General features: G+C 52.1%; 17 protein-coding genes and 1 pseudogene. 11 read left to right on the top strand and 7 right to left on the bottom strand.

Annotated features, from left to right (window positions below; all coding sequences use genetic code 11):
- Window positions 1-57: 57 nt before the first annotated feature.
- Complete coding sequence (locus J2T37_RS07525) at window positions 58-1,008, bottom strand: LysR family transcriptional regulator (protein WP_253354988.1); 951 nt, start codon at window positions 1,006-1,008, stop codon at window positions 58-60.
- Between the two features lie 148 nt (window positions 1,009-1,156).
- Here J2T37_RS07525 and J2T37_RS07520 point away from each other — a divergent pair, with 148 nt between their 5' ends.
- Together J2T37_RS07520 and J2T37_RS07515 are read left to right on the top strand one after the other, a co-directional pair.
- A complete protein-coding gene (locus tag J2T37_RS07520) occupies window positions 1,157-1,882 on the top strand; it encodes an NAD-dependent epimerase/dehydratase family protein (RefSeq protein ID WP_253354987.1) in 726 nt (241 codons plus the stop codon).
- Window positions 1,883-1,947: 65 nt separating this feature from the next.
- On the top strand, window positions 1,948-2,538 hold the full coding sequence (locus J2T37_RS07515; RefSeq protein WP_253354986.1) for an NAD(P)H-dependent oxidoreductase: 591 nt from the start codon (window positions 1,948-1,950) through the stop codon (window positions 2,536-2,538).
- 558 nt (window positions 2,539-3,096) lie between these two features.
- Here the strand turns inward: J2T37_RS07515 and fabF are convergent.
- The 3 genes from fabF to J2T37_RS07500 all read right to left on the bottom strand — a co-directional run bounded on the left by fabF (window position 3,097) and on the right by J2T37_RS07500 (window position 7,106).
- Window positions 3,097-4,344: a beta-ketoacyl-ACP synthase II gene (fabF, locus tag J2T37_RS07510; protein ID WP_253354985.1), complete on the bottom strand. Its 1,248-nt coding sequence runs from the start codon at window positions 4,342-4,344 to the stop codon at window positions 3,097-3,099.
- Between the two features lie 233 nt (window positions 4,345-4,577).
- Window positions 4,578-4,814: an acyl carrier protein gene (acpP, locus tag J2T37_RS07505; RefSeq protein WP_047759914.1), complete on the bottom strand. Its 237-nt coding sequence runs from the start codon at window positions 4,812-4,814 to the stop codon at window positions 4,578-4,580.
- Between the two features lie 282 nt (window positions 4,815-5,096).
- Complete coding sequence (locus J2T37_RS07500; RefSeq protein WP_253354984.1) at window positions 5,097-7,106, bottom strand: prolyl oligopeptidase family serine peptidase; 2,010 nt, start codon at window positions 7,104-7,106, stop codon at window positions 5,097-5,099.
- A 226-nt stretch (window positions 7,107-7,332) separates the two neighbouring features.
- On the opposite strand from J2T37_RS07500, the pseudogene J2T37_RS07495 reads away from it, so the two are divergent.
- The 8 genes and pseudogenes from J2T37_RS07495 (at window position 7,333) to ptsP (ending at window position 14,493) form a co-directional block, all read left to right on the top strand.
- Window positions 7,333-8,106 (top strand): annotated as a pseudogene (locus J2T37_RS07495) ((S)-acetoin forming diacetyl reductase).
- A gap of 404 nt (window positions 8,107-8,510) precedes the next feature.
- Window positions 8,511-9,128 (top strand): alpha-ketoglutarate-dependent dioxygenase AlkB family protein, encoded by a 618-nt coding sequence (locus J2T37_RS07490; protein ID WP_253354983.1) that lies wholly within the window; start codon window positions 8,511-8,513, stop codon window positions 9,126-9,128.
- A gap of 160 nt (window positions 9,129-9,288) precedes the next feature.
- A complete protein-coding gene (locus tag J2T37_RS07485; protein WP_253354982.1) occupies window positions 9,289-10,056 on the top strand; it encodes an Eco47II family restriction endonuclease in 768 nt (255 codons plus the stop codon).
- Window position 10,057: 1 nt separating this feature from the next.
- Entirely contained in the window at window positions 10,058-11,134 is a 1,077-nt protein-coding gene (locus tag J2T37_RS07480; RefSeq protein WP_253354981.1) for a DNA cytosine methyltransferase, read from the top strand.
- 93 nt (window positions 11,135-11,227) lie between these two features.
- Window positions 11,228-11,791: a hypoxanthine-guanine phosphoribosyltransferase gene (locus J2T37_RS07475; RefSeq protein WP_253354980.1), complete on the top strand. Its 564-nt coding sequence runs from the start codon at window positions 11,228-11,230 to the stop codon at window positions 11,789-11,791.
- A gap of 177 nt (window positions 11,792-11,968) precedes the next feature.
- The gene (locus J2T37_RS07470) at window positions 11,969-12,421 is read left to right on the top strand and encodes a PTS sugar transporter subunit IIA (RefSeq protein WP_253354979.1); all 453 of its coding nucleotides are present in this window, start codon (window positions 11,969-11,971) and stop codon (window positions 12,419-12,421) included.
- Window positions 12,422-12,479: 58 nt separating this feature from the next.
- Complete coding sequence (locus J2T37_RS07465) at window positions 12,480-12,749, top strand: HPr family phosphocarrier protein (RefSeq protein WP_253354978.1); 270 nt, start codon at window positions 12,480-12,482, stop codon at window positions 12,747-12,749.
- A gap of 1 nt (window position 12,750) precedes the next feature.
- On the top strand, window positions 12,751-14,493 hold the full coding sequence (gene ptsP, locus J2T37_RS07460) for a phosphoenolpyruvate--protein phosphotransferase (RefSeq protein ID WP_253354977.1): 1,743 nt from the start codon (window positions 12,751-12,753) through the stop codon (window positions 14,491-14,493).
- Window positions 14,494-14,817: 324 nt separating this feature from the next.
- Here ptsP and J2T37_RS07455 read toward each other — a convergent pair whose 3' ends face one another.
- From J2T37_RS07455 to J2T37_RS07445, 3 genes are all read right to left on the bottom strand, one after another.
- Window positions 14,818-15,348 (bottom strand): DUF2478 domain-containing protein, encoded by a 531-nt coding sequence (locus tag J2T37_RS07455; protein WP_253354976.1) that lies wholly within the window; start codon window positions 15,346-15,348, stop codon window positions 14,818-14,820.
- Between the two features lie 155 nt (window positions 15,349-15,503).
- A complete protein-coding gene (locus tag J2T37_RS07450) occupies window positions 15,504-16,748 on the bottom strand; it encodes an OmpA family protein (protein WP_253354975.1) in 1,245 nt (414 codons plus the stop codon).
- Window positions 16,749-16,896: 148 nt separating this feature from the next.
- Window positions 16,897-17,529, bottom strand: a complete 633-nt coding sequence (locus J2T37_RS07445; RefSeq protein ID WP_253354974.1) for an MBL fold metallo-hydrolase — start codon at window positions 17,527-17,529, stop codon at window positions 16,897-16,899.
- A gap of 122 nt (window positions 17,530-17,651) precedes the next feature.
- Here J2T37_RS07445 and J2T37_RS07440 point away from each other — a divergent pair, with 122 nt between their 5' ends.
- Window positions 17,652-18,464: a DNA ligase gene (locus J2T37_RS07440; RefSeq protein ID WP_301286367.1), complete on the top strand. Its 813-nt coding sequence runs from the start codon at window positions 17,652-17,654 to the stop codon at window positions 18,462-18,464.
- Window positions 18,465-18,582: the final 118 nt, after the last annotated feature.

Here is an 18,582-nt window from a genome sequence, read left to right as displayed (position 1 = left end):
GCACAAAGGCCGTCTGAAAAACTTGATTTTTCAGACGGCCTTTGACGGATTACCCCATCACAAACGCCACAGCGGATTCTGCTCAAACAGCGGCACCGCCCAATCCACAAACGCCTGCACCCGCGCCGAACGGTGCCGCGCATAAGGATAGACCAAACTGACCGGCATGCTGTCGGGCGCCCATTCGGGCAATACCTCCGCCAGCCGCCCGTCGGCAAAATAATGCGCCACCGACGCTTTGGGCACGTTGACAATGCCCAACCCCGCCACCGACGCTTTGGGCACGTTGACAATGCCCAACCCCGCCAGCGCCGCGTTGGTATAGACATCGGCATTATTGAAGGTCATTACCGGCTCGGTTTCGACGGTAAAATGTTCGCTGTCGCGGTGCAGCGTGTAGGTATAAAGTTTGTCCGAACCGGGAAAGCGGAAACCGATATTGCGGTGGTTTGCCAAATCCTGCGGGTGGTTCAGCGCGGGCGCGTTCGCCAGATAGTCGGGCGAGGCGCACAGGCAAAAACGCATTTGCCCGATTCGGCGGCACACCAAATCAGGATCAGTCACCGGCCCGCCGCGCAAGGCGCAGTCTATGCCCTCGGCAATCAAATCCACCGCCCGCTCGCTGCAACGGATTTCCAGCTGCAAATCGGGATGGCGGTGCAAAAATTCCGGCAGCGCGGGCATAAGCAGATACGAACCCAGCGGCGCAGTGGTTTCGATTTTCAGACGGCCTGAAATCTGCCCGCGCGTGGCGATGTATTGGTTGGCCTCATCAAACTGCTCCAAGAGCGGCTTTACGGTCTCATAATAAGCCAAACCGTCGGCCGTCGGCGACACGCGCCGCGTGGAACGGTGCAGCAAAGTCACGCCCAAACCCTCTTCCAGCGCCTGAATTTGTCCGGAAACCGTGGTTTTCGCCATCCCCAACTGCTCCGCTGCCTTGCCGAAACCGCCGGTTTCCACAATGCGGCAAAAAGCGCGCACCGCCTCCAAATGAATCGTGTTCATCGTTTTATCCTTCATTGTCTGCGTCTGCGCCCGATATTATCCGAAAATCCGTACAAATAAAACGATTTCAGCTACTTTATCCTAAAGGCGGCTAAAAGTAGAATAGCGCTTATTCCGTTACACCGAATTCTTTTTTAAAGGAAAAATCATGAATAAAACCATTTTTGTGGCCGGCGCCAGCGGCGTTATCGGCAAACCTTTGTGCCAACTGCTGCTGGATGCAGGCTGGACGGTTTACGGCACGACCCGTACCGAAGCCAAGGCTGAAATGCTCGCCCAAATGGGTGTCAAACCTGTTATTGTGGATATTTTTGACAAAGAAGCGGTCATCAAAGCCGTGGCCGAAGCCAAACCGAGCGTGTTGAGCCACCAATTAACCGACCTGCCCGACGGCCTGCCTGCCGACCAAATGGAAGCAGCGCTGGTGCGCAATGCGCGTATCCGCGAAGAAGGCACGGCCAATCTGGTGGCCGCTGCCGAAGCCGCCGGTGTGGAAAGATTCATCGCCCAAAGCATTGCTTTTGTGTATGAGCCGGGCAACACGCCGTTTACCGAAGAATCACCGCTGCTAAACTTTGAAGACCCGGCCTACGGCGAAACTTCCCGCGCCGTGTACAGCTTGGAGCAACAAACCCTTAACGGCAAATTCGTCAGCGTGGTCTTGCGCAACGGCCTGCTCTACGGCAAAGGTACCGGCTTTGACGCGCCGTTTGCCGGTACGCCTTCCGTGAATGTGGACGCCGCCGTGCAAGCCGCTTTCTTGGCAGTTAACCAAACCGAATCCGGCGTATTCAACATCGCCGACGACGCACCTGAAATCAACAGCGACAAAGCCAAAGCCAAACTGGGCTGGTCGGCCGATTTCCGTTTCTAATTTTCTGCATACCCAATCAGGCGGGTAACACGCGCGGTTGCCCGCCTTTTTTCTAAGGATACAACATGACTAAAATCGCCATCGTTTACCACAGCGGTAACGGCCACACGCAGCGTCAGGCCGAGGCTGTCAAAGCAGGTGCCGAATCGGTTGCCGGTGCGGAAGTTTCTTTTTTGGAAGTCGGCGAAGCGGCGCAACAGTTGGAATTTCTCGATACCGTTGACGCGATTATTTTCGGCTGCCCGACCTATATGGGCAATGTTTCCGCCGGAATGAAGGCTTTTCAGGAAGCCGCCGTATCGCGCTGGTTCAACCGTGCATGGCAGAACAAAATCGCCGGTGCATTTACCAACGCCTGCAATCTGGACGGCGACAAAATGACCACGCTCATCGGCCTGTTTGTCAACGCCATGCAGCAGGGCATGATTTTTATCGGCCTCAATCAAGCACCGGGCTACAACGAAGAAAACGCGCTGACCCGCGCCGACGGCTCGAGTACCAATGCGATTAACCGTTTGGACGCCAGTATCGGCGCAATGTCGTCTTCCGGCTTGCGTTCGGTAGAGGAAATGTCCGCAGGTGATTTGGAATCCGCCCGTCTCTATGGCGTGCGCGTAGCGGAGATTACCGCGCAGTTTGTGCGCGGCCGCGTGTAAGCATAAAAAACGTGAGTTCGGGATAAGCAGATAGAATATCTTTTTAAATTTCAAAAATGTATTTTGATTAGGCAGACAGAATCCGTAAGGATTCGTCATTCCCGCGCAGGCGGGAATCCAGACGTTTGGAGTTCTGATACCTTGAAAACATTACAGAAATATTGGGCTTCTGGATTCCCGCCTGCGCGGGAATGACGAAAATCTAGAGATTTTCTGTCTGCTGAACTACATACTATTCTGAAAACAATAAATATATTTGAATTGCTTATCCCGAACTCACGTTAAAAAGCAAAAAGGCCGTCTGAAAACAGTTTCTGCTTTCAGACGGCCTTGATTTTCTTACCAGACTGATATAGTCAAATTCGTCAAAACCAAACTGAGTAGGTTGGGATGAAGTCCTAACGGGTATTCGGGCAAATTGGGTTTACAACCCAACCTACGTGGTACTTATTAGTTTGGTTTTTGAGTAATTTCACTATAAAGTTGAAATAGCCGCCTTATACACAAATGCCGTCTGAAACCCAATATTTCAGACGGCATTTTTCACCTCAAATCCGTTTAGCCTTCAAACTTTTTAAACACCAGCGTACCGTTGGTACCGCCGAAGCCGAAGGAGTTGGAAATCGCCACATTGATTTTCGCGTCGCGCGCTTCGTTGGCGCAGTAGTCCAAATCGCAACCGGCTTCAATGTCTTGGTTGAAGATATTGATGGTCGGCGGGGATTTTTGTTCGTGAATCGCCAATACGCTGTACAGCGCTTCCACGCCGCCGGCGGCGCCGAGCAGGTGGCCAGTCATGGATTTGGTGGAGTTGACGATGACTTTGTAGGCATGTTCGCCCAAAGCGCGTTTCAGGGCTTTGGTTTCGTTGGCGTCGCCCAACGGGGTAGAAGTACCATGCGCGTTGACATAATCTACGTCTTCGGCGTTCAAACCGGCGTCTTTCAAAGCGCGGGTCACGGCCAGCGCCGGGCCTTCTTCATTCGGCGCGGTGATGTGGTAGGCGTCGGAGCTCATGCCGAAGCCGACGATTTCGGCATAGATTTTCGCGCCGCGTTTTTTGGCGTGTTCCAATTCTTCCAACACCAAAATGCCCGCGCCTTCGCTGATGACGAAACCGTCGCGGTCTTTGTCCCACGGGCGGGAAGCGGTGGCCGGGTCGTCGTTGCGGGTGGACAAGGCTTTCATGGCGGCAAAACCGCCCACGCTCAAGAGGTTCAATGCGCCTTCGGAACCGCCGGCAATCATCACGTCGGCGTCGCCGTATTTAATCAGGCGGGCGGAATCGCCGATAGAATGCGCACCGGTGGTACAGGCGGATACCATGCCGTAGCTCGGGCCGCGGTAGCCTTTGAGGATGGTCACATGGCCGGACACCAGGTTAATCAGCGAACCGGGAATAAAAAACGGGTTGATTTTGCGCGCACCGCCTTCAAACACGGCTTTAGCGGTGGCTTCAATACTGGGCATGCCGCCGATACCGGAGCCGATGTTGACGCCGATGCGGTCTTTATCCAAATCAGGGGTGTCGTCCAAACCGGAATCGGCAATCGCCTGCAATGCGGCGGCAATGCCGTAGTGGATAAACACGTCCATGCGGCGGGCTTCTTTGGCGCTGATGTAGTCGCCGATATTGAAATCGCGCACTTCGCCGGCGACATGGCTGTTGATTTCGGAGGCATCGAAGCGGGTAATCGAGCCGATGCCGCTTTTACCGGCGAGCAGGTTGCTCCATGCGGTGGCGACGTCGTTGCCGACCGGTGATACTTGGCCGAGGCCTGTGATGACTACTCTTCTCTGACTCATGATAATCTCGCTGTGGGGTTGTGCCTTATGCAAACCGGCAGGGCTGCGTTTGGTTTGGCCGTCTGACAAAACGGCCGGGAAATCCGGTTGGCAGTCAAATCGGCAGGAACATCCGCAACCGAAATACTGCCGACAGGCGGAATTAGAATTTTACTCTAATTTCAAGCCTGTAATATGGGAAAAGCCTCTGATGGCGCATACGCAGCAGAGGCCGTAAGGGTATCGTTTGACAATTAACCGTTGTGGGCGGTGATGTAGTCGATAGCCAGTTGTACGGTGGTGATTTTTTCGGCTTCTTCGTCAGGGATTTCGCAACCGAAAGCTTCTTCCAAAGCCATTACCAATTCAACGGTATCCAAAGAATCAGCGCCCAAATCGTCTTGGAAAGAAGATTCGTTTTTCACTTCGGCTTCGTTTACGCCCAGTTGTTCAGCAACAATTTTTTTAACTTGTTGTTCGATGTTTGACATATCAGTCGTTCCTTCTGTGCCTTGCGGCGGGTTAAGAAAAAGTAAGTCGGTGTCTATTTTACCGAATTTGGTTAGAGCTTTCCATCTAAAAAGCGCTTTGGACACTTAAAATGGGAATCTTTGCACTAAGCTGCATATTATCATAGGCTGATTTTATCCTACAAGCAGCTTTTTGTTTTTGTGGTTTATCAAACAGTTGGCGGTTATCTGGCATGAAATACCATACTGCCGCAGGCCGTCTGAAAATGATTTTCGGCTTTCAGACGGCCTAAGGCAACGGTTTTAACACAACATTTCTTTTAAAAACATCAATACACACGCCAATTCGTCGGCTGCGTCGCGCTGCGTGCCGTTGCCGGTGTGTCCGCCGCCGTCGGGGGCATAAAGCCAGCTTTGACTGCTGATTTGGCGCAGCTTGGCGTAAAACTTGAGCGCGTGGGCGGGGTGAACGCGGTCATCGCTCAAACTGGTGGTGATGAGCGCGGGCGGATAGCTTTGGTCGTCGGCAAGATTGTGATACGGCGAATGCGCTGCCCAATACTCGGCGCAGATGTCGTATTTCAAGGGGTTGCCGTATTCGTCCGTCCAGCTTGCGCCTGCCGATAACAGGGGATAGCGCAGCATATCGGTCAGCGGCATTTCGCACACCATCGCGCCTATGGCTTGCGGTTCGCGCACAAAAGCGGAAGCCACCACCAAGCCGCCGTTGCTGCCGCCCTGCAAGGCGGTTTTGGCGGGGGAAGTCAGGCTGCGTTTGTGCAAATCGTGCACTACCGCCAGCAAATCTTCTGCGCTTTTGTGTTTGCTCAAGCCCTGCGCCGCCTGATGCCATTGCGGGCCGAACTCGCCGCCGCCGCGCACGTTGGCCAACACAAAAGCATTCCCCTGCTCCAGCCAGTATTTGCCGATACTACCCAGATAATGCGGCAGCTCGGGCACGCCGAAACCGCCATAGACATACACCAGCGTCGGCGTGTTTTTATCCGCCGTTTTGCCGACATGATAGTAAGGAATCTGCACGCCGTCGGCAGAGGCCGTCTGAAATTGGCGAACCTCAATGCCGTTCGGATCGAACTGCTGCGGCTGGCGGCGCATGACGGTCAGCTCCATCACGTTCAAATCCAACGCATATAAGGTCAGCGGCGTGGTGAAATCGCTGGCGGCAATATAGACCACATCGCCCCCCCACGGCTGGTCGGCCAGTTCCAGCACACCGGCAGGTAGGCGCGGCAGTTCGGCTTCCTGCCAACGCCCACCCTCAAAACGCCACGCTTTCAGACGGCCTTTTACTTTATCCAGCACACTCGCCACCACAAAACGCTTGGTGGTTTCCACGCTCTCCAGCGCCTGCGTCTCATCCGGCGCAAACAACATCTGCGCCGCGCCCAACTCGCCCTTGTTCAGCTTTACCGCCAGCAGGCAGCCGGACGGATAGCTTTGGTTGGCGCGGTGCCAATCTTTGCGCAGCATCAGCAGGATATGCCCCGCCAGATAGCCGACCACGTCGCAGTCTTGCGGCAGGTTCAGCGGCTTGGCTTCGCCGTCTTTCGTGACTTGCAGATAAGTTTTGGTGTAAAAACCGTCGGACGATTCAATCAAATCAATGGGCGAACCCTGCGGGTCGAGGTAGCGCCAAGCGTTTACCATCATGCCGTCTGAATCAATCTGATACACGGGCGTACTCTCTTCAAAGCCCTGCCCGCGTTCCACCAGCCACACTTCGCGCGGATAACCCGCCGCCGTGAGCTGGCGCTCGTCCCACGCGGGGCAGACCCACACGCTGTTTTCATCGCGCCACGAAATATGGTTTTTGCCCGCCGGAAAATGAAAACCGCCTTCCACCAGCGCACCCGCCGCCAAATCCACTTCCAATGTATAAGCCGTATCGCCCCCCGCACGGCTCAAGGTCAGCAGCGCACGGTCGGGCTGCTCCACCAAGTGCGACACGCCGCCGAGATAGACATCATCGCCCAAAATTTCGTCAAAATCCGCCACCGAAAACAGAATCTCCCATTCGGGATACCCGCTGCGGTAGGTCGCGGCGGTACACACGCGGTACACGCCTTTCGGATACTCCGCATCTTGGTGGAAATGGTACATGCGCGCGCGGTGTTCCTGACAAAACGGAATCTGCCGCGTGTCCTGCATTTGCGCCAAAATGCCGTCTGAAAGGGCGCGTGCTTCAGGATGATTCAGAAAACGCGCCACCGTTTCGGCATGGGCTTGGGCGGCAAAGGCTTGTGTGGCGGGGGAATCGAGGTTTTCGAGGAATAAGTAGGGGTCTTGGTGCATGGGATAAAATCAGCGAGAGGCCGTCTGAAACGACGAAAATTAAAGAAAATGCGATTATAGCAAAAGCGCCGACAGGCCGTCTGAAAAGGATTTTTAATCCGGCAGATGGTTATTACTCAAATGAATATATTATTTTTATTAATTGTTGGATAGTGTAAAAAGCATTGATAAATCTTATAAATAGTACAATACTCAAGATTCATTAACCTCTAAATGGAGTATCAAAATGAGTAATTCAGTGAAAGTAGCGATTATAACCGGCGCAGGTCAAGGCATCGGCCTTGCGATTGCCAAACGCTTGCATGCCGATGGTTTTAAAATTGGTTTGTTGGATTACAATTTGGATACGGCGAAAGCAGCTGCCGCCGCCATTTCTGCGTAGGATACGCTTGCGGTTAAAGTGAATGTGGCTGACCGTGAAGCGGTGCATGCCGCATTTGACGAAGTGGTGGCAAAATTCGGCGATTTGAATGTTGTCGTCAACAACGCAGGCGTGGCGCCGACCACACCGATTGACACCATTACCCAAGAGCAGTTCGAGCAGGTATATGGCGTCAACGTAGCCGGCGTATTATGGGGCATTCAAGCGGCGGCCAAACAATTCAAAGCGCTGGGGCATGGCGGTAAAATCATCAATGCCACCAGCCAGGCAGGTGTGGTCGGCAACCCTGAACTGGCTTTGTATTGCGGTTCAAAATTTGCCGTGCGCGGTATTACCCAAACAGCCGCCCGCGACTTGGCCAAAGACGGCATTACCGTCAATGCGTATGCACCGGGCATTGTCAAAACCCCGATGATGTTCGATATTGCGCACCGCGTCGGTCAAAATGCAGGCAAAGACGATGAATGGGGTATGCAGCAATTTTCCCAATACATCACCTTGGGTCGTTTGTCGGAAGCAGAAGATGTCGCCAACGTGGTCGGCTTCTTAGCGGGTAAAGATTCCGACTATATTACCGGCCAAACCATTATCGTTGACGGCGGTATGCAGTTCCATTAATAGGAAAGCGCATGTAAATAAAACAAGCTCCTGTTTCGTAGGAATTTCCATACGAAACAGGAGCTTGTTTTATCGAACGGTAAATACCTAGCCGCAAGACTTGGCGCGGATAATTTTCTGATAGGTCGCACGCACGCCGCCGACGTCTTTAATCACGCATTTTCCCTGAATGCAGCTAATGTCGAAATCGAAGGCCGTCTGAAAACGAAGTTTCTGCGAAGCTAAAACAAGCTTTGCACGTTTTTGCGGAGCTAAAAACGGTATCGGTCAAAAGGAAGAAAGATAACACCCCGCCAAAATATTCAGGCGCATTACGCCACGTATGCAAACCACCCTTTCTTCGCGCTACAATAAAAACCCTAAACCACGTATCCGCCTTTGCCCCCTTAACAAGACCCGCAACCATGAGCGATTTCAACCTGTTCCCGCCCGATGAAAACCTGCTGCCCTACGACGGTGTCGTCAACGATTACGGCGTGATTTTCAGCCCGAGCGAAGCCGACCGCTATTTGCAGATTCTGTTGCACGACATTCCGTGGCAGCACGATGAAGCCGTGATGTTCGGCCGCCGCATCGTTACCGCCCGCAAAGTCGCGTGGTACGGCAACCGAAATTTTACCTATACCTACTCCGGCATCAGCCGCACCGCCCTGCCGTGGAACGACACCTTGCTGGCGCTCAAACAAGCCGTTGAGCAGCATATCGCCGCCGTCAGCCCGACCGTCTTCAACTCCTGCCTGCTCAACCTCTACCACCACAGCGGCGAAGGCATGGCGTGGCACAGCGACGACGAAACCTCACTGACCCCAAACGCTGCGATTGCCTCGCTCAGCTTCGGCGCCACGCGTAAATTTGCCTTCAAACACCGCAGCAGCGGCGAAAAACGCGACCTGATGTTGCAGCACGGCCAACTCATCATCATGCGCGGGGAAACGCAGCGCCACTGGCTGCATGCGGTGACGAAAAGCAGCAAAGTCTCCGAACCGAGGGTTAACCTGACTTTCCGCGTGATGAGGGTATAAGAACAGGCCGTCTGAAAACGCATATTTGTGCGTTTCTGCAGCTAAAACAAGCTTTGCGCGTTTTTGCGGAGCTAAAACCTGCCCGATTTTCAGACGGCCTTGAAGTTGGCTCTGAAAGACCGCATAATCCAGCCTCTGTTATAAAAACAAAGAGAAACAGATGAAATACGGATTATCTTTCATCAGCGATGAAAATTTGTTCGAGCACGTTGAAAACACCGTCAAAAAATACCGCTTCAAAATCAGTTTGAAAGATTTAAATAAAAATTTGGTTGACCCGATTAAGCTGACCTTTGATTCAGGTATTTACGAAAACGGTTACACGAATCAGAATTTGGAAAATATTCTGCAAAACGAAGTTTTACGGCAAATCGACAAATCCAACACCAACCACATCGGCTATTTCCATCAGAATATTTTCCAATATATCAACAGTCAAAATTGGAGTGTACCTAAAACGGGATTCGATATAGTAAATCCGCAGCAGAAAATTTATGTGGAGATGAAAAATAAGCACAATACGATGAACAGCTCTTCATCAGCCAAAACCTATATACGGATGCAGAACAAATTGTTGAATGACCCCGAGGCAACCTGCTATCTGGCGGAAATCATCGCAGCCAAATCCCAAAACATAGAATGGGTCTGTACGGTTGACAAGCAGCAGATGAAACACAAACAAATCCGTAGAATTTCAATTGATAAATTTTACGAATTGGTTACAGGTGATAAATTCGCCTTCCAAAAACTCTGTCGGATTCTGCCTCACGTCATCAGCAATGTCGTTTCCAAACAGAAAAAACGGGTTATCCAAAATACGGTAATTGAAGATTTGAAAGCCCAAGAAACAAATCATATTTTACAAAGCCTGTATTTACTGGCTTTCAAGACATATCAAGGATTTGAGAATTTTAATTTAAATGAGTGAAATGCAATTAAACCTTTTTGGCCTCTCGGACAACAAGCCGAAAAACGAACCGCAAACCCAAAATAAAAAATTCCGCAGTATCGAGCTGTTTGCCGGAGCGGGCGGCTTAGCCTTGGGCTTGGAGCAAGCAGGCTTTGAAGCCGTGCTGCTGAACGAATGGGACAAAAATGCCTGCGACACCCTGCGTACCAACCGCCCGAATTGGAATGTGGTAGAAGGCGATGTGTGCGGTATTGATTTTTCCCCTTATCGCGGCAAAGTGGATTTTTTATCAGGCGGTTTTCCCTGCCAAGCCTTTTCCTATGCTGGCAAAGGCGAGGGTTTCAACGATATTCGCGGCACAATGTTTTTCCAATTTGCCCGTGCCATTGCAGAGGTGCAGCCAAAAGTGATTTTGGGCGAAAACGTGCGCGGTTTGGTAAATCACGACCAAGGGCGAACCTTGGCGACCATTAAACAGACCTTAAAAGATTTGGGTTACCGCCTGATTGAACCTCGCGTACTGAATGCCGTGCAATACCGTGTACCGCAAAAACGCGAACGGATTTTTATTATCAGTATCCGTGAGGATTTGGCGGACACAGCGCATTTTGAATGGCCCGAACCTTACATCCGCCCGATGACCATGGCCGATGCCCTAAAAGCCGGCGAACTGTACGACACCGATGTACCAGAATCCGAGGGACAGCAATATCCCGAACGCAAAAAAGCCGTCATGGATTTAGTACCGCCCGGTGGTTGTTGGCGTGATTTGCCTGATGATATAGCACGGGAATATATGAAAGGCAGCTATTTTTTAGGCGGAGGACGTACAGGCATGGCCCGTCGTTTGGGGTGGGACGAGCCGAGCCTGACCCTGACCTGCGCTCCCGCACAAAACCAAACCGAACGCTGCCACCCCGACGAAACCCGACCGCTTACGGTGCGGGAGTACGCCCGTATCCAGACCTTTCCCGACGAATGGCAATTTCAGGGCGCAATGGGCAGCCAATACAAGCAAATCGGCAATGCCGTACCCGTCAATCTTGCTAAAGCTGTCGGTGAAAAACTGATAGATGTTTTAAAGCAGATTAATTAAAGAAAGGCCGTCTGAAAATCAAGGAGATTTTCAGACGGCCTTTGGCTTATAATATACCCTTCCAAACAGACAATTCTCCCGAATACGATAACCATGATTGATTTAGAAGCCAAACGCCGCGACACCCAAGCCATGCTCGACACCGCCGAGCTGCTGTTCGACCATGCCGCCTGCGAAGCCGCGCTGCAACGCGTGGCCGATGAAATTACCCGCGATTTGGGCGATAAATATCCGTTGCTGCTGCCGGTGATGGGCGGGGCGGTGGTGTTTACCGGCAAGCTGTTGCCGCTGCTGCGTTTTCCTTTGGATTTTGATTATGTGCACGTTTCGCGCTACGGCGACAAGCTGGCGGGCGGCGCGTTCAACTGGAAGCGCATGCCCGACCCCGAGCAGATTCAGGGGCGGCATGTGGTGGTGGTGGACGATATTCTCGACGAAGGCCACACCATGCATGTGATTCAGGAAAAGCTGCTGGCGATGGGCGCGGCCAGCTGCCGTGCGGCGGTATTTGCCAACAAGCTGATTGATAAGGAAAAACCCACCCGCGCTGATTATGTCGGCTTGGATGTACCCAACCGCTATGTGTTTGGCTACGGCATGGACGCCGCCGGCTGCTGGCGCAATTTGGGCGAGATTTATGCCTTGAAGCAGAATTAAGGCCGTCTGAAAACGAAGTTTCTGCGCAGCTAAAACGAGCTCTGCGAGTTTCTGCGAAGCTAAAACGAAGTTTCTGCGAAGCTAAAATGCAGTTTTTACAGCGCTAAAACCGCTTGTTTTTGCGGCAAACAACAATATATTACCCACACACCACCCCATCTTTTTTAGGAAACCACCATGATCGGTTTGCTGATTATTACCCACGAATCCGTCGGCGAAGCCTACCGCGGCCTGACCAACCATTTTTTCCCGAGCGGCATTCCCGACAATGTGCGCATTCTCGGCGTACAGCCCGATGAAAACCAAGACGACATCATCAACCGCGCCATTGCGGATATTCAGGAATTTCCCGACAACCACGGCGTGTTGATTATGACCGATATTTTCGGTGCAACCCCGTGTAACGCCGCGCGCCGTTTGGTGCGCGCCGACAAGTCCGCCATCCTCACCGGCTTAAACGCGCCGATGATGATTAAGGCGGTGGCCTATGCCGACAAATCGGACAATCTGCACCAGTTTACCGAGTTGGTGCGCGAGGCGGCGATTAAGGGCATTTTCGCCATTACCGAAGAGCCGGAAGGCCTGATTTGCCGTGCGCAGGGCAAAGAAAAAGCGCTTGAGGCCGTCTGAAAACCTTGCGTTTGCGTAACATCCCAACCAAGCTCAGAACGCCTAAAAAAGGAATCCCATGCTGAAGCAAGAAATCGAAATCATTAACAAATTAGGTCTGCACGCCCGCGCCTCCAGCAAGTTCACCCAAACCGCGTCGCAGTTCCAAAGCGAAGTGTGGGTCACCAAAAACGGCAACCGTGTCAACGGCAAAAGCATTATGGGCTTGATGATGTTGGCGGCCGCCAAAGGCACGGTCATCGAATTGGAAACCGAGGGCGCCGACGAAGCGGCGGCAATGGCCGCGCTCACTGGTTTGATTAACGACTACTTCGGCGAAGGCGAATAAGATGAGTATCGTATTGCACGGCGTGGCGGCCGGCAAAGGCATTGCCATCGGCCACGCCCATCTGGTAACGCGCGGCACGTCGGAAGTGCCGCAATACGACATTCCGCCTGAAAACATCCCTGCCGAAGCCGCCCGTTTCGACGCGGCGGTCAAGGCCACGCGCAAAGAGCTGGAGCAGCTGCGCAACGCCATTCCGGAAAACGCCCCCACCGAATTGGGCGCGTTTATCTCCCTGCATTTAATGCTGCTGACCGATGTGACCCTGTCGCGAGAACCCATCGACATTTTGAAAGAACAGGGCATTAACGCAGAATGGGCGTTGAAGCAGCAAAGCGACAAGCTGTCGGCGCAGTTTGACAGCATTGAAGATGCCTACCTGCGCGAGCGCAAGCAGGACATGCTGCAAGTGGTGCAGCGTATCCACAACCATCTGGTCGGCCAAAGCAACGAGCTGACCTTGGTCAACAATCCGTTTGAAGACACCATTCTGATTGCGCACGACCTCTCCCCTGCCGACACCGTATTATTTAAAGAGCAGCACATTACCGCCTTTGTGACCGACATCGGCGGCCCCACCAGCCACACCGCCATCCTCGGCCGCAGTCTTGACACCCCCTCGGTTATCGGCCTGCACAACGCCCGCAAACTGATTACCGAAAACGAAGTCGTGATTGTGGACGGGATTAACGGCGTGTTGATTATCGCGCCCGACGACGTTGTTTTAAACGAATACCGCCGCTTGGCACGCGAATACCGCAGCCACAAGCGCGAACTCAACAAGCTGAAAAAAACCGCCGCCACCACCGCCGACGGCGTCAGCATCGAGCTGGCCGCCAACATCGAATCGGTGGAAGACATCAAGGCCATGCACAATTTCGGCGCAGACGGCGTCGGCCTCTTCCGCAGCGAGTTCCTCTACCTCAACCGCGACACCATGCCGCCTGAAGACGAGCAATACGAGGTGTACAGCGCAATTGTAAAAAAAATGAAGGGCAAGCGCATTACCATCCGCACCGTTGATTTGGGCGTGGACAAAAATCCGCGCTGGTTCGGCCAAAACGCTACTCCCAACGGCAGCCTCAACCCTGCGCTGGGGCTGACCGGTATCCGCTTATGTCTGGCTGAGCCGGTGATGTTCCGTACGCAGATGCGCGCTATCTTACGCGCCGCCGCCCACGGCCCCGTGCGCATGATGTGGCCGATGATTACCTCGCTGCCCGAAGTGCGCCAATGCCTGATTCATCTGGATACCGCGCGTAAACAACTGTCCGAGCGCGGCGAGACCTTCGGCGATGTCGGCGTCGGCTGCATGATTGAAATTCCCGCCGCCGCCATGACCGTCGGCAGCATTTTGAAACTGGTCGATTTCATTTCCATCGGCACCAACGACTTAATCCAATATGTGTTGTCGGTTGACCGTGGCGACGATGCCGTCAGCCACCTCTACCAACCCAGCCATCCGGCCGTGTTGAAAATGGTGCAACACGTTATCCGCACCGCCAACCGCATGGAAAAGAGCGTCTCCATCTGCGGCGAAATGGCCGGCGATACCGCCTTCACCCGCCTGCTCTTGGGCATGGGTTTGCGCCGTTTTTCCATGAACACCAACAACCTGCTGGCTGTGAAAAACATCGTGTTGCACAGCGACACGACCAAGCTGGAAAATGACATTGCCAAGATTATGCGCAATGAAGATCCGGAAAAATCAGACAAGCTGTTGAAAGCGTTAAACAGTATGGATTGAATGGTGTCGGTTTAAATAGCAAATGCCGTCTGAAAAATTATTTTCAGACGGCATTTATAAAAATAACCGTAGGGTGCAATAGGCGGTACGCCGTATTGCACCGGTTAGCGGATGTTTGCAAAACAGCACAACACCAAACACCCGCTAGCCGGTACGTTACGCCGCTTAAGGCGGCTAACGTAGCCTACCGCTACTGATTCAGGCGTTTAGCCTATCCCGGAACTCACATTATAAAACGTGAGCCGTAGGGTGAGAGTAAACCCACCAAAACCGTTTCCCACAAAATGGTGGGTTGACACCGACCTGCAAAAATCCAACCATTTTTCAGACGCCCTTTTGCCCCAAGCCCCAAGCCAGCAATGTATCGCTATCACTGTCGGACAATTCCGTACCCATCCCGTCGGTAAAGGCACGCCATTCGGGAAGGTATTTGGTTTTCAACAGCGACACCACCGCAATCCCCTGCCCGACCGCCTGCGCATATTCATCCAGCAGCCCCCCGCCTTCGCTTTCGGCATAACCGAATTTATTGAACACCAGAATATCCGGCGGCGTAGCCAACGCATCCCGAATCACTGCCGACGAAGCAGCTAATTCCTGCGGGTTCAGCAAACAGGCCAATCGGCCGTCTGAATCCGCTACACGGTCGCCCGTATCGGCATACATGATTTCATATTCACGCTCATCCGTCAGCGAACACACGCGCTCGCGAATCCGCTTGCCTTGCGCATCCAGCGGATTCAACAAACCGGCCACACGCAAGCCTTGCCGCCGCCATTCGGCCACAGCCTGCCACAACAGGTTTAAAGCCTGATTGCCCTCATCGGCATGAATCAAAGTAGCAATAGGAGTCATCTTATTCCTCATCATCGAAACAGCATACAGCTTAAAACAAACCATCCGGCGCGGCAATATCCGTTTAGCCTGTCCGTATTTTTCTTGAGCTTAAAATTAAAGGCCGTCTGAACAGCAAACTGTTCAGACGGCCTCAAGCAACTAATCTTTAAAAATTAGCCTTCAATTTTTACTTCTACGCGACGGCCTTCCAAATCGTTACCCACAGCACCGGTAGTGCTTTCCGGTTTGCGCAGTTCGATATTGGCAGCGTCCACGCCTTGAGCTTCGAAGAATGCTTTAACAGCTTCTGCGCGGTCTTTAGACAATTTTTCATTGGCGGCAGCGTCACCGGTACTGTCAGCAAAACCGCTCACGACCAGTTTTTTACCATCTTTACCGGCAGAGATGATGTCGGCCACAATCGCTTCTGCACCTTGGGCGATGTCATTTTTACCGGTTGCAAAGAAGAATTTGGCTACGCCGTTTTCAACGACAACACGCGCAGCTTCAGAGCCGGCGTCTGCAATCGGAGCAGCTTCGGAAGCGGCCGGAGCAGAAGCAGCAGGCGCAACTTCAGAGGCAACGGCAGGCACAGAAGCTTCAGAAGCGGCAGGCGCTTCTACGGGCGCAGAGGCTTCAGAGGCGGCAGATGCAGCAGCTTCAGCCGGAGCCGGAGCAGCTTCTTCGCCTTTACCGCAGTTTTTCAGTGCCAACAAAGCAGCCAAGGCAACCACAATCAAAGCAATCCATTTACCGATACCACCTTTTTTGGCAGCAGCGGCAGTTGCTGCGGTTGCACCGGCGGCAGCTGCTGCTGTACCGGCAGCGGTACCACCAAAGCTGCTAATCAGGTTGGTCAGGCCACCAAACAGGCCGCTCAGACTACCGATACCCAAGGCAGACAGCATATTGCTGTTTAATACTTTAGACAACCAGCCTTGTTGTTGACCCAACAGACCCAACAGCTGACCTGCGCCCAAGTTGTCGCTTTGCGCTTTACCGCGCAATACAGACAGAACCAAAGGCAGCGCCAGTGACAACAATGAACCGGCAGATGCTTTAGAAACGCCGCTTTCTTGTGCGATTTGATCGGCAACATTGGCTGCATTGCCACCCAACAGGTTAGGCAACAGGTTTTTACCCAGTTCGATAACAGTAGCCAAACCGTTACCACCGGCAGTAGCTTGTGAAACGGCTTTGGTCAGTTGAGAACCGGCAGAACCGGTCAACAAATCAATCAAACCTGAAGCGTTGGTTGCGCCACCGCTGACATGTTTGACCAAACCGGCAACAATCGCAGGCAGCGCCAAACCGGCAGCTTTTGCGCTGTTATCCTCAGACTCACCGTTGTTGGTCAGGAATTGACCCAATACGTTACCCAATTGGCCTTGCAGCAAGTTACCCAAATCGAAAGACATCATTCGTTCCTTAGTAATGTGAAAATGAAATACTCCGCTCCTTTGCGGATTGGTTATCATCTTACAATAGAAAACTTAAAAACAATGACTAAATCTATCAATTTAATATGTTTTTACAGGCCTTATTAAAAACATACTAAACAGATGCTTATAAAAACGGATTATGTCGCTTTTCATGACCAATTGTTGTCATTTGCCCATGTCCGGCAATCACACGGGTTTTCTCCGGCAAAACCAGCAGTTTTTCATGGATATTTCGGATCAAATCAGCATGGTTTCCTCTAGGAAAATCCGTGCGTCCGATGGTCTCGTAAAACAACACATCACCCGCCACCAACAACCCAGTTTGTTCGCAATAAAATACGACCTGTCCGGGGGTATGTCCGGGGATGTGTAAAACTTTAAAACGGTAACTGCCGACAGACAATTCCTCGCCCTCATCAAGCCAACGGGTCGGCTCAAACGCCGGAGATACAGGAAAACCGTATTGCGCCGTAACAACAGGCAATGCTTCCAATAAAAAAACATCATCTTTATGCGGCCCGATAACCGGAACATTTTTATGTTGTAAAAATGCCACCACACCACCCGCATGATCAAGATGCCCGTGTGTCAGCCAGATTTCCTTAACATCCACGCCCCTCTCAGCTACTTGTTCCAATACAAACGGCACATCACCGCCGACATCAGTCAATACAGCCTCTCGGGTTTCGTCATCCCACAACAGCGTACAATTTTGCCGAAACGGTGTAACAGCCAAAATCTCAAATTGCAAAGCCATGATTTTATTCCTTATCTAATATGATAAAGCCGCATTTTTCAGACGGCCTTTTCAATATTTATGCTACTATGTTTTTTGAAATAATTATTTCCAAGATTATTTATTATATTACAGAGGAAAACATGAAAAACATCATACCGATTTTTGCTACTATTTTCATCTGCCACACAACCGCAGCCGCAGAAGATTTACTGCTGGCTCAAGAATACAAAAACCAAGATATCAGCGGCTGGGCCATGAGCGAAAAGCTAGACGGCGTGCGCGCTTATTGGGATGGCAAGCAATTACTCAGCCGACAAGGATACGCATTCACACCGCCACCCGACTATACCGCACATTTCCCGCCCTACCCATTAGATGGCGAACTATACAGCGGACGCGGCCAATTTGAACAAATTTCCGCTACCGTCCGCGCCAATTCAAGCGATTGGCATGACATCAAACTGCATGTCTTTGATGTTCCCAAAGCTTCCGGCAACCTCTACCAACGACTTACCATCGCCCAAAACTGGCTGAAATTATATCCAAGCGCCCCCATTGTCGTCATTCCGCAAATCCCAGTCAAAAACCAAGAGCATGCGCAAGCTTTTCTTAAAGAAATCGAAGCATTGGGAGGAGAAGGCGTCATGTTGAGAAACCCGAATCAGGCCTATACATCAGGACGTAGCAACCAATTATTAAAGCTTAAAAGCGTACACGATGCAGAATGTACCGTGACACGCCACTACGAAGGGAAAGGAAAAAACGCCGGGCGCTTAGGCGCTATCGGCTGTAAAAATCAATTAGGAGAATTCCGTATCGGCAGCGGTTTCAAAGATGCAGAACGGAATAACCCTCCGCCGATCGGCTCTGTTATTACCTATCGCTATCGTGGATGTACCCAAAAAGGCACACCACGCTTTGCCACCTTTTTACGGATACGTACGGACAAATAAGTAGTTTTTTGGTTTGCTTATAGGCTTTGTCGGCAGGCTTTGCGTTCTTATTTGGCAGTCGTTTAGTGGCATTTTGGGGTATGTTTTCAGGGGTATTTGGTCGATACCCCCGATAATA

The organism is Neisseria perflava (assembly GCF_024170405.1).
Taxonomy (GTDB): Bacteria; Pseudomonadota; Gammaproteobacteria; order Burkholderiales; family Neisseriaceae; genus Neisseria; species Neisseria perflava_B.
This window is presented reverse-complemented; position numbering and strand designations above follow the sequence as displayed.

Bases quoted from the DNA above. Each gene is read 5' to 3' on its own strand.
- acpP (WP_047759914.1), bottom strand. From the start codon at position 4,814: ATGTCAAACATCGAACAACAAGTTAAAAAAATTGTTGCTGAACAACTG.
- J2T37_RS07470 (WP_253354979.1), top strand. From the start codon at position 11,969: ATGATCGGTTTGCTGATTATTACCCACGAATCCGTCGGCGAAGCCTAC.
- J2T37_RS07490 (WP_253354983.1), top strand. From the start codon at position 8,511: ATGAGCGATTTCAACCTGTTCCCGCCCGATGAAAACCTGCTGCCCTAC.
- J2T37_RS07455 (WP_253354976.1), bottom strand. From the start codon at position 15,348: ATGACTCCTATTGCTACTTTGATTCATGCCGATGAGGGCAATCAGGCT.
- J2T37_RS07480 (WP_253354981.1), top strand. From the start codon at position 10,058: ATGCAATTAAACCTTTTTGGCCTCTCGGACAACAAGCCGAAAAACGAA.
- J2T37_RS07520 (WP_253354987.1), top strand. From the start codon at position 1,157: ATGAATAAAACCATTTTTGTGGCCGGCGCCAGCGGCGTTATCGGCAAA.
- J2T37_RS07525 (WP_253354988.1), bottom strand. From the start codon at position 1,008: ATGAACACGATTCATTTGGAGGCGGTGCGCGCTTTTTGCCGCATTGTG.
- ptsP (WP_253354977.1), top strand. From the start codon at position 12,751: ATGAGTATCGTATTGCACGGCGTGGCGGCCGGCAAAGGCATTGCCATC.
- J2T37_RS07465 (WP_253354978.1), top strand. From the start codon at position 12,480: ATGCTGAAGCAAGAAATCGAAATCATTAACAAATTAGGTCTGCACGCC.
- J2T37_RS07500 (WP_253354984.1), bottom strand. From the start codon at position 7,106: ATGCACCAAGACCCCTACTTATTCCTCGAAAACCTCGATTCCCCCGCC.
- J2T37_RS07440 (WP_301286367.1), top strand. From the start codon at position 17,652: ATGAAAAACATCATACCGATTTTTGCTACTATTTTCATCTGCCACACA.
- J2T37_RS07445 (WP_253354974.1), bottom strand. From the start codon at position 17,529: ATGGCTTTGCAATTTGAGATTTTGGCTGTTACACCGTTTCGGCAAAAT.
- J2T37_RS07485 (WP_253354982.1), top strand. From the start codon at position 9,289: ATGAAATACGGATTATCTTTCATCAGCGATGAAAATTTGTTCGAGCAC.
- J2T37_RS07475 (WP_253354980.1), top strand. From the start codon at position 11,228: ATGATTGATTTAGAAGCCAAACGCCGCGACACCCAAGCCATGCTCGAC.
- J2T37_RS07515 (WP_253354986.1), top strand. From the start codon at position 1,948: ATGACTAAAATCGCCATCGTTTACCACAGCGGTAACGGCCACACGCAG.
- J2T37_RS07450 (WP_253354975.1), bottom strand. From the start codon at position 16,748: ATGTCTTTCGATTTGGGTAACTTGCTGCAAGGCCAATTGGGTAACGTA.
- fabF (WP_253354985.1), bottom strand. From the start codon at position 4,344: ATGAGTCAGAGAAGAGTAGTCATCACAGGCCTCGGCCAAGTATCACCG.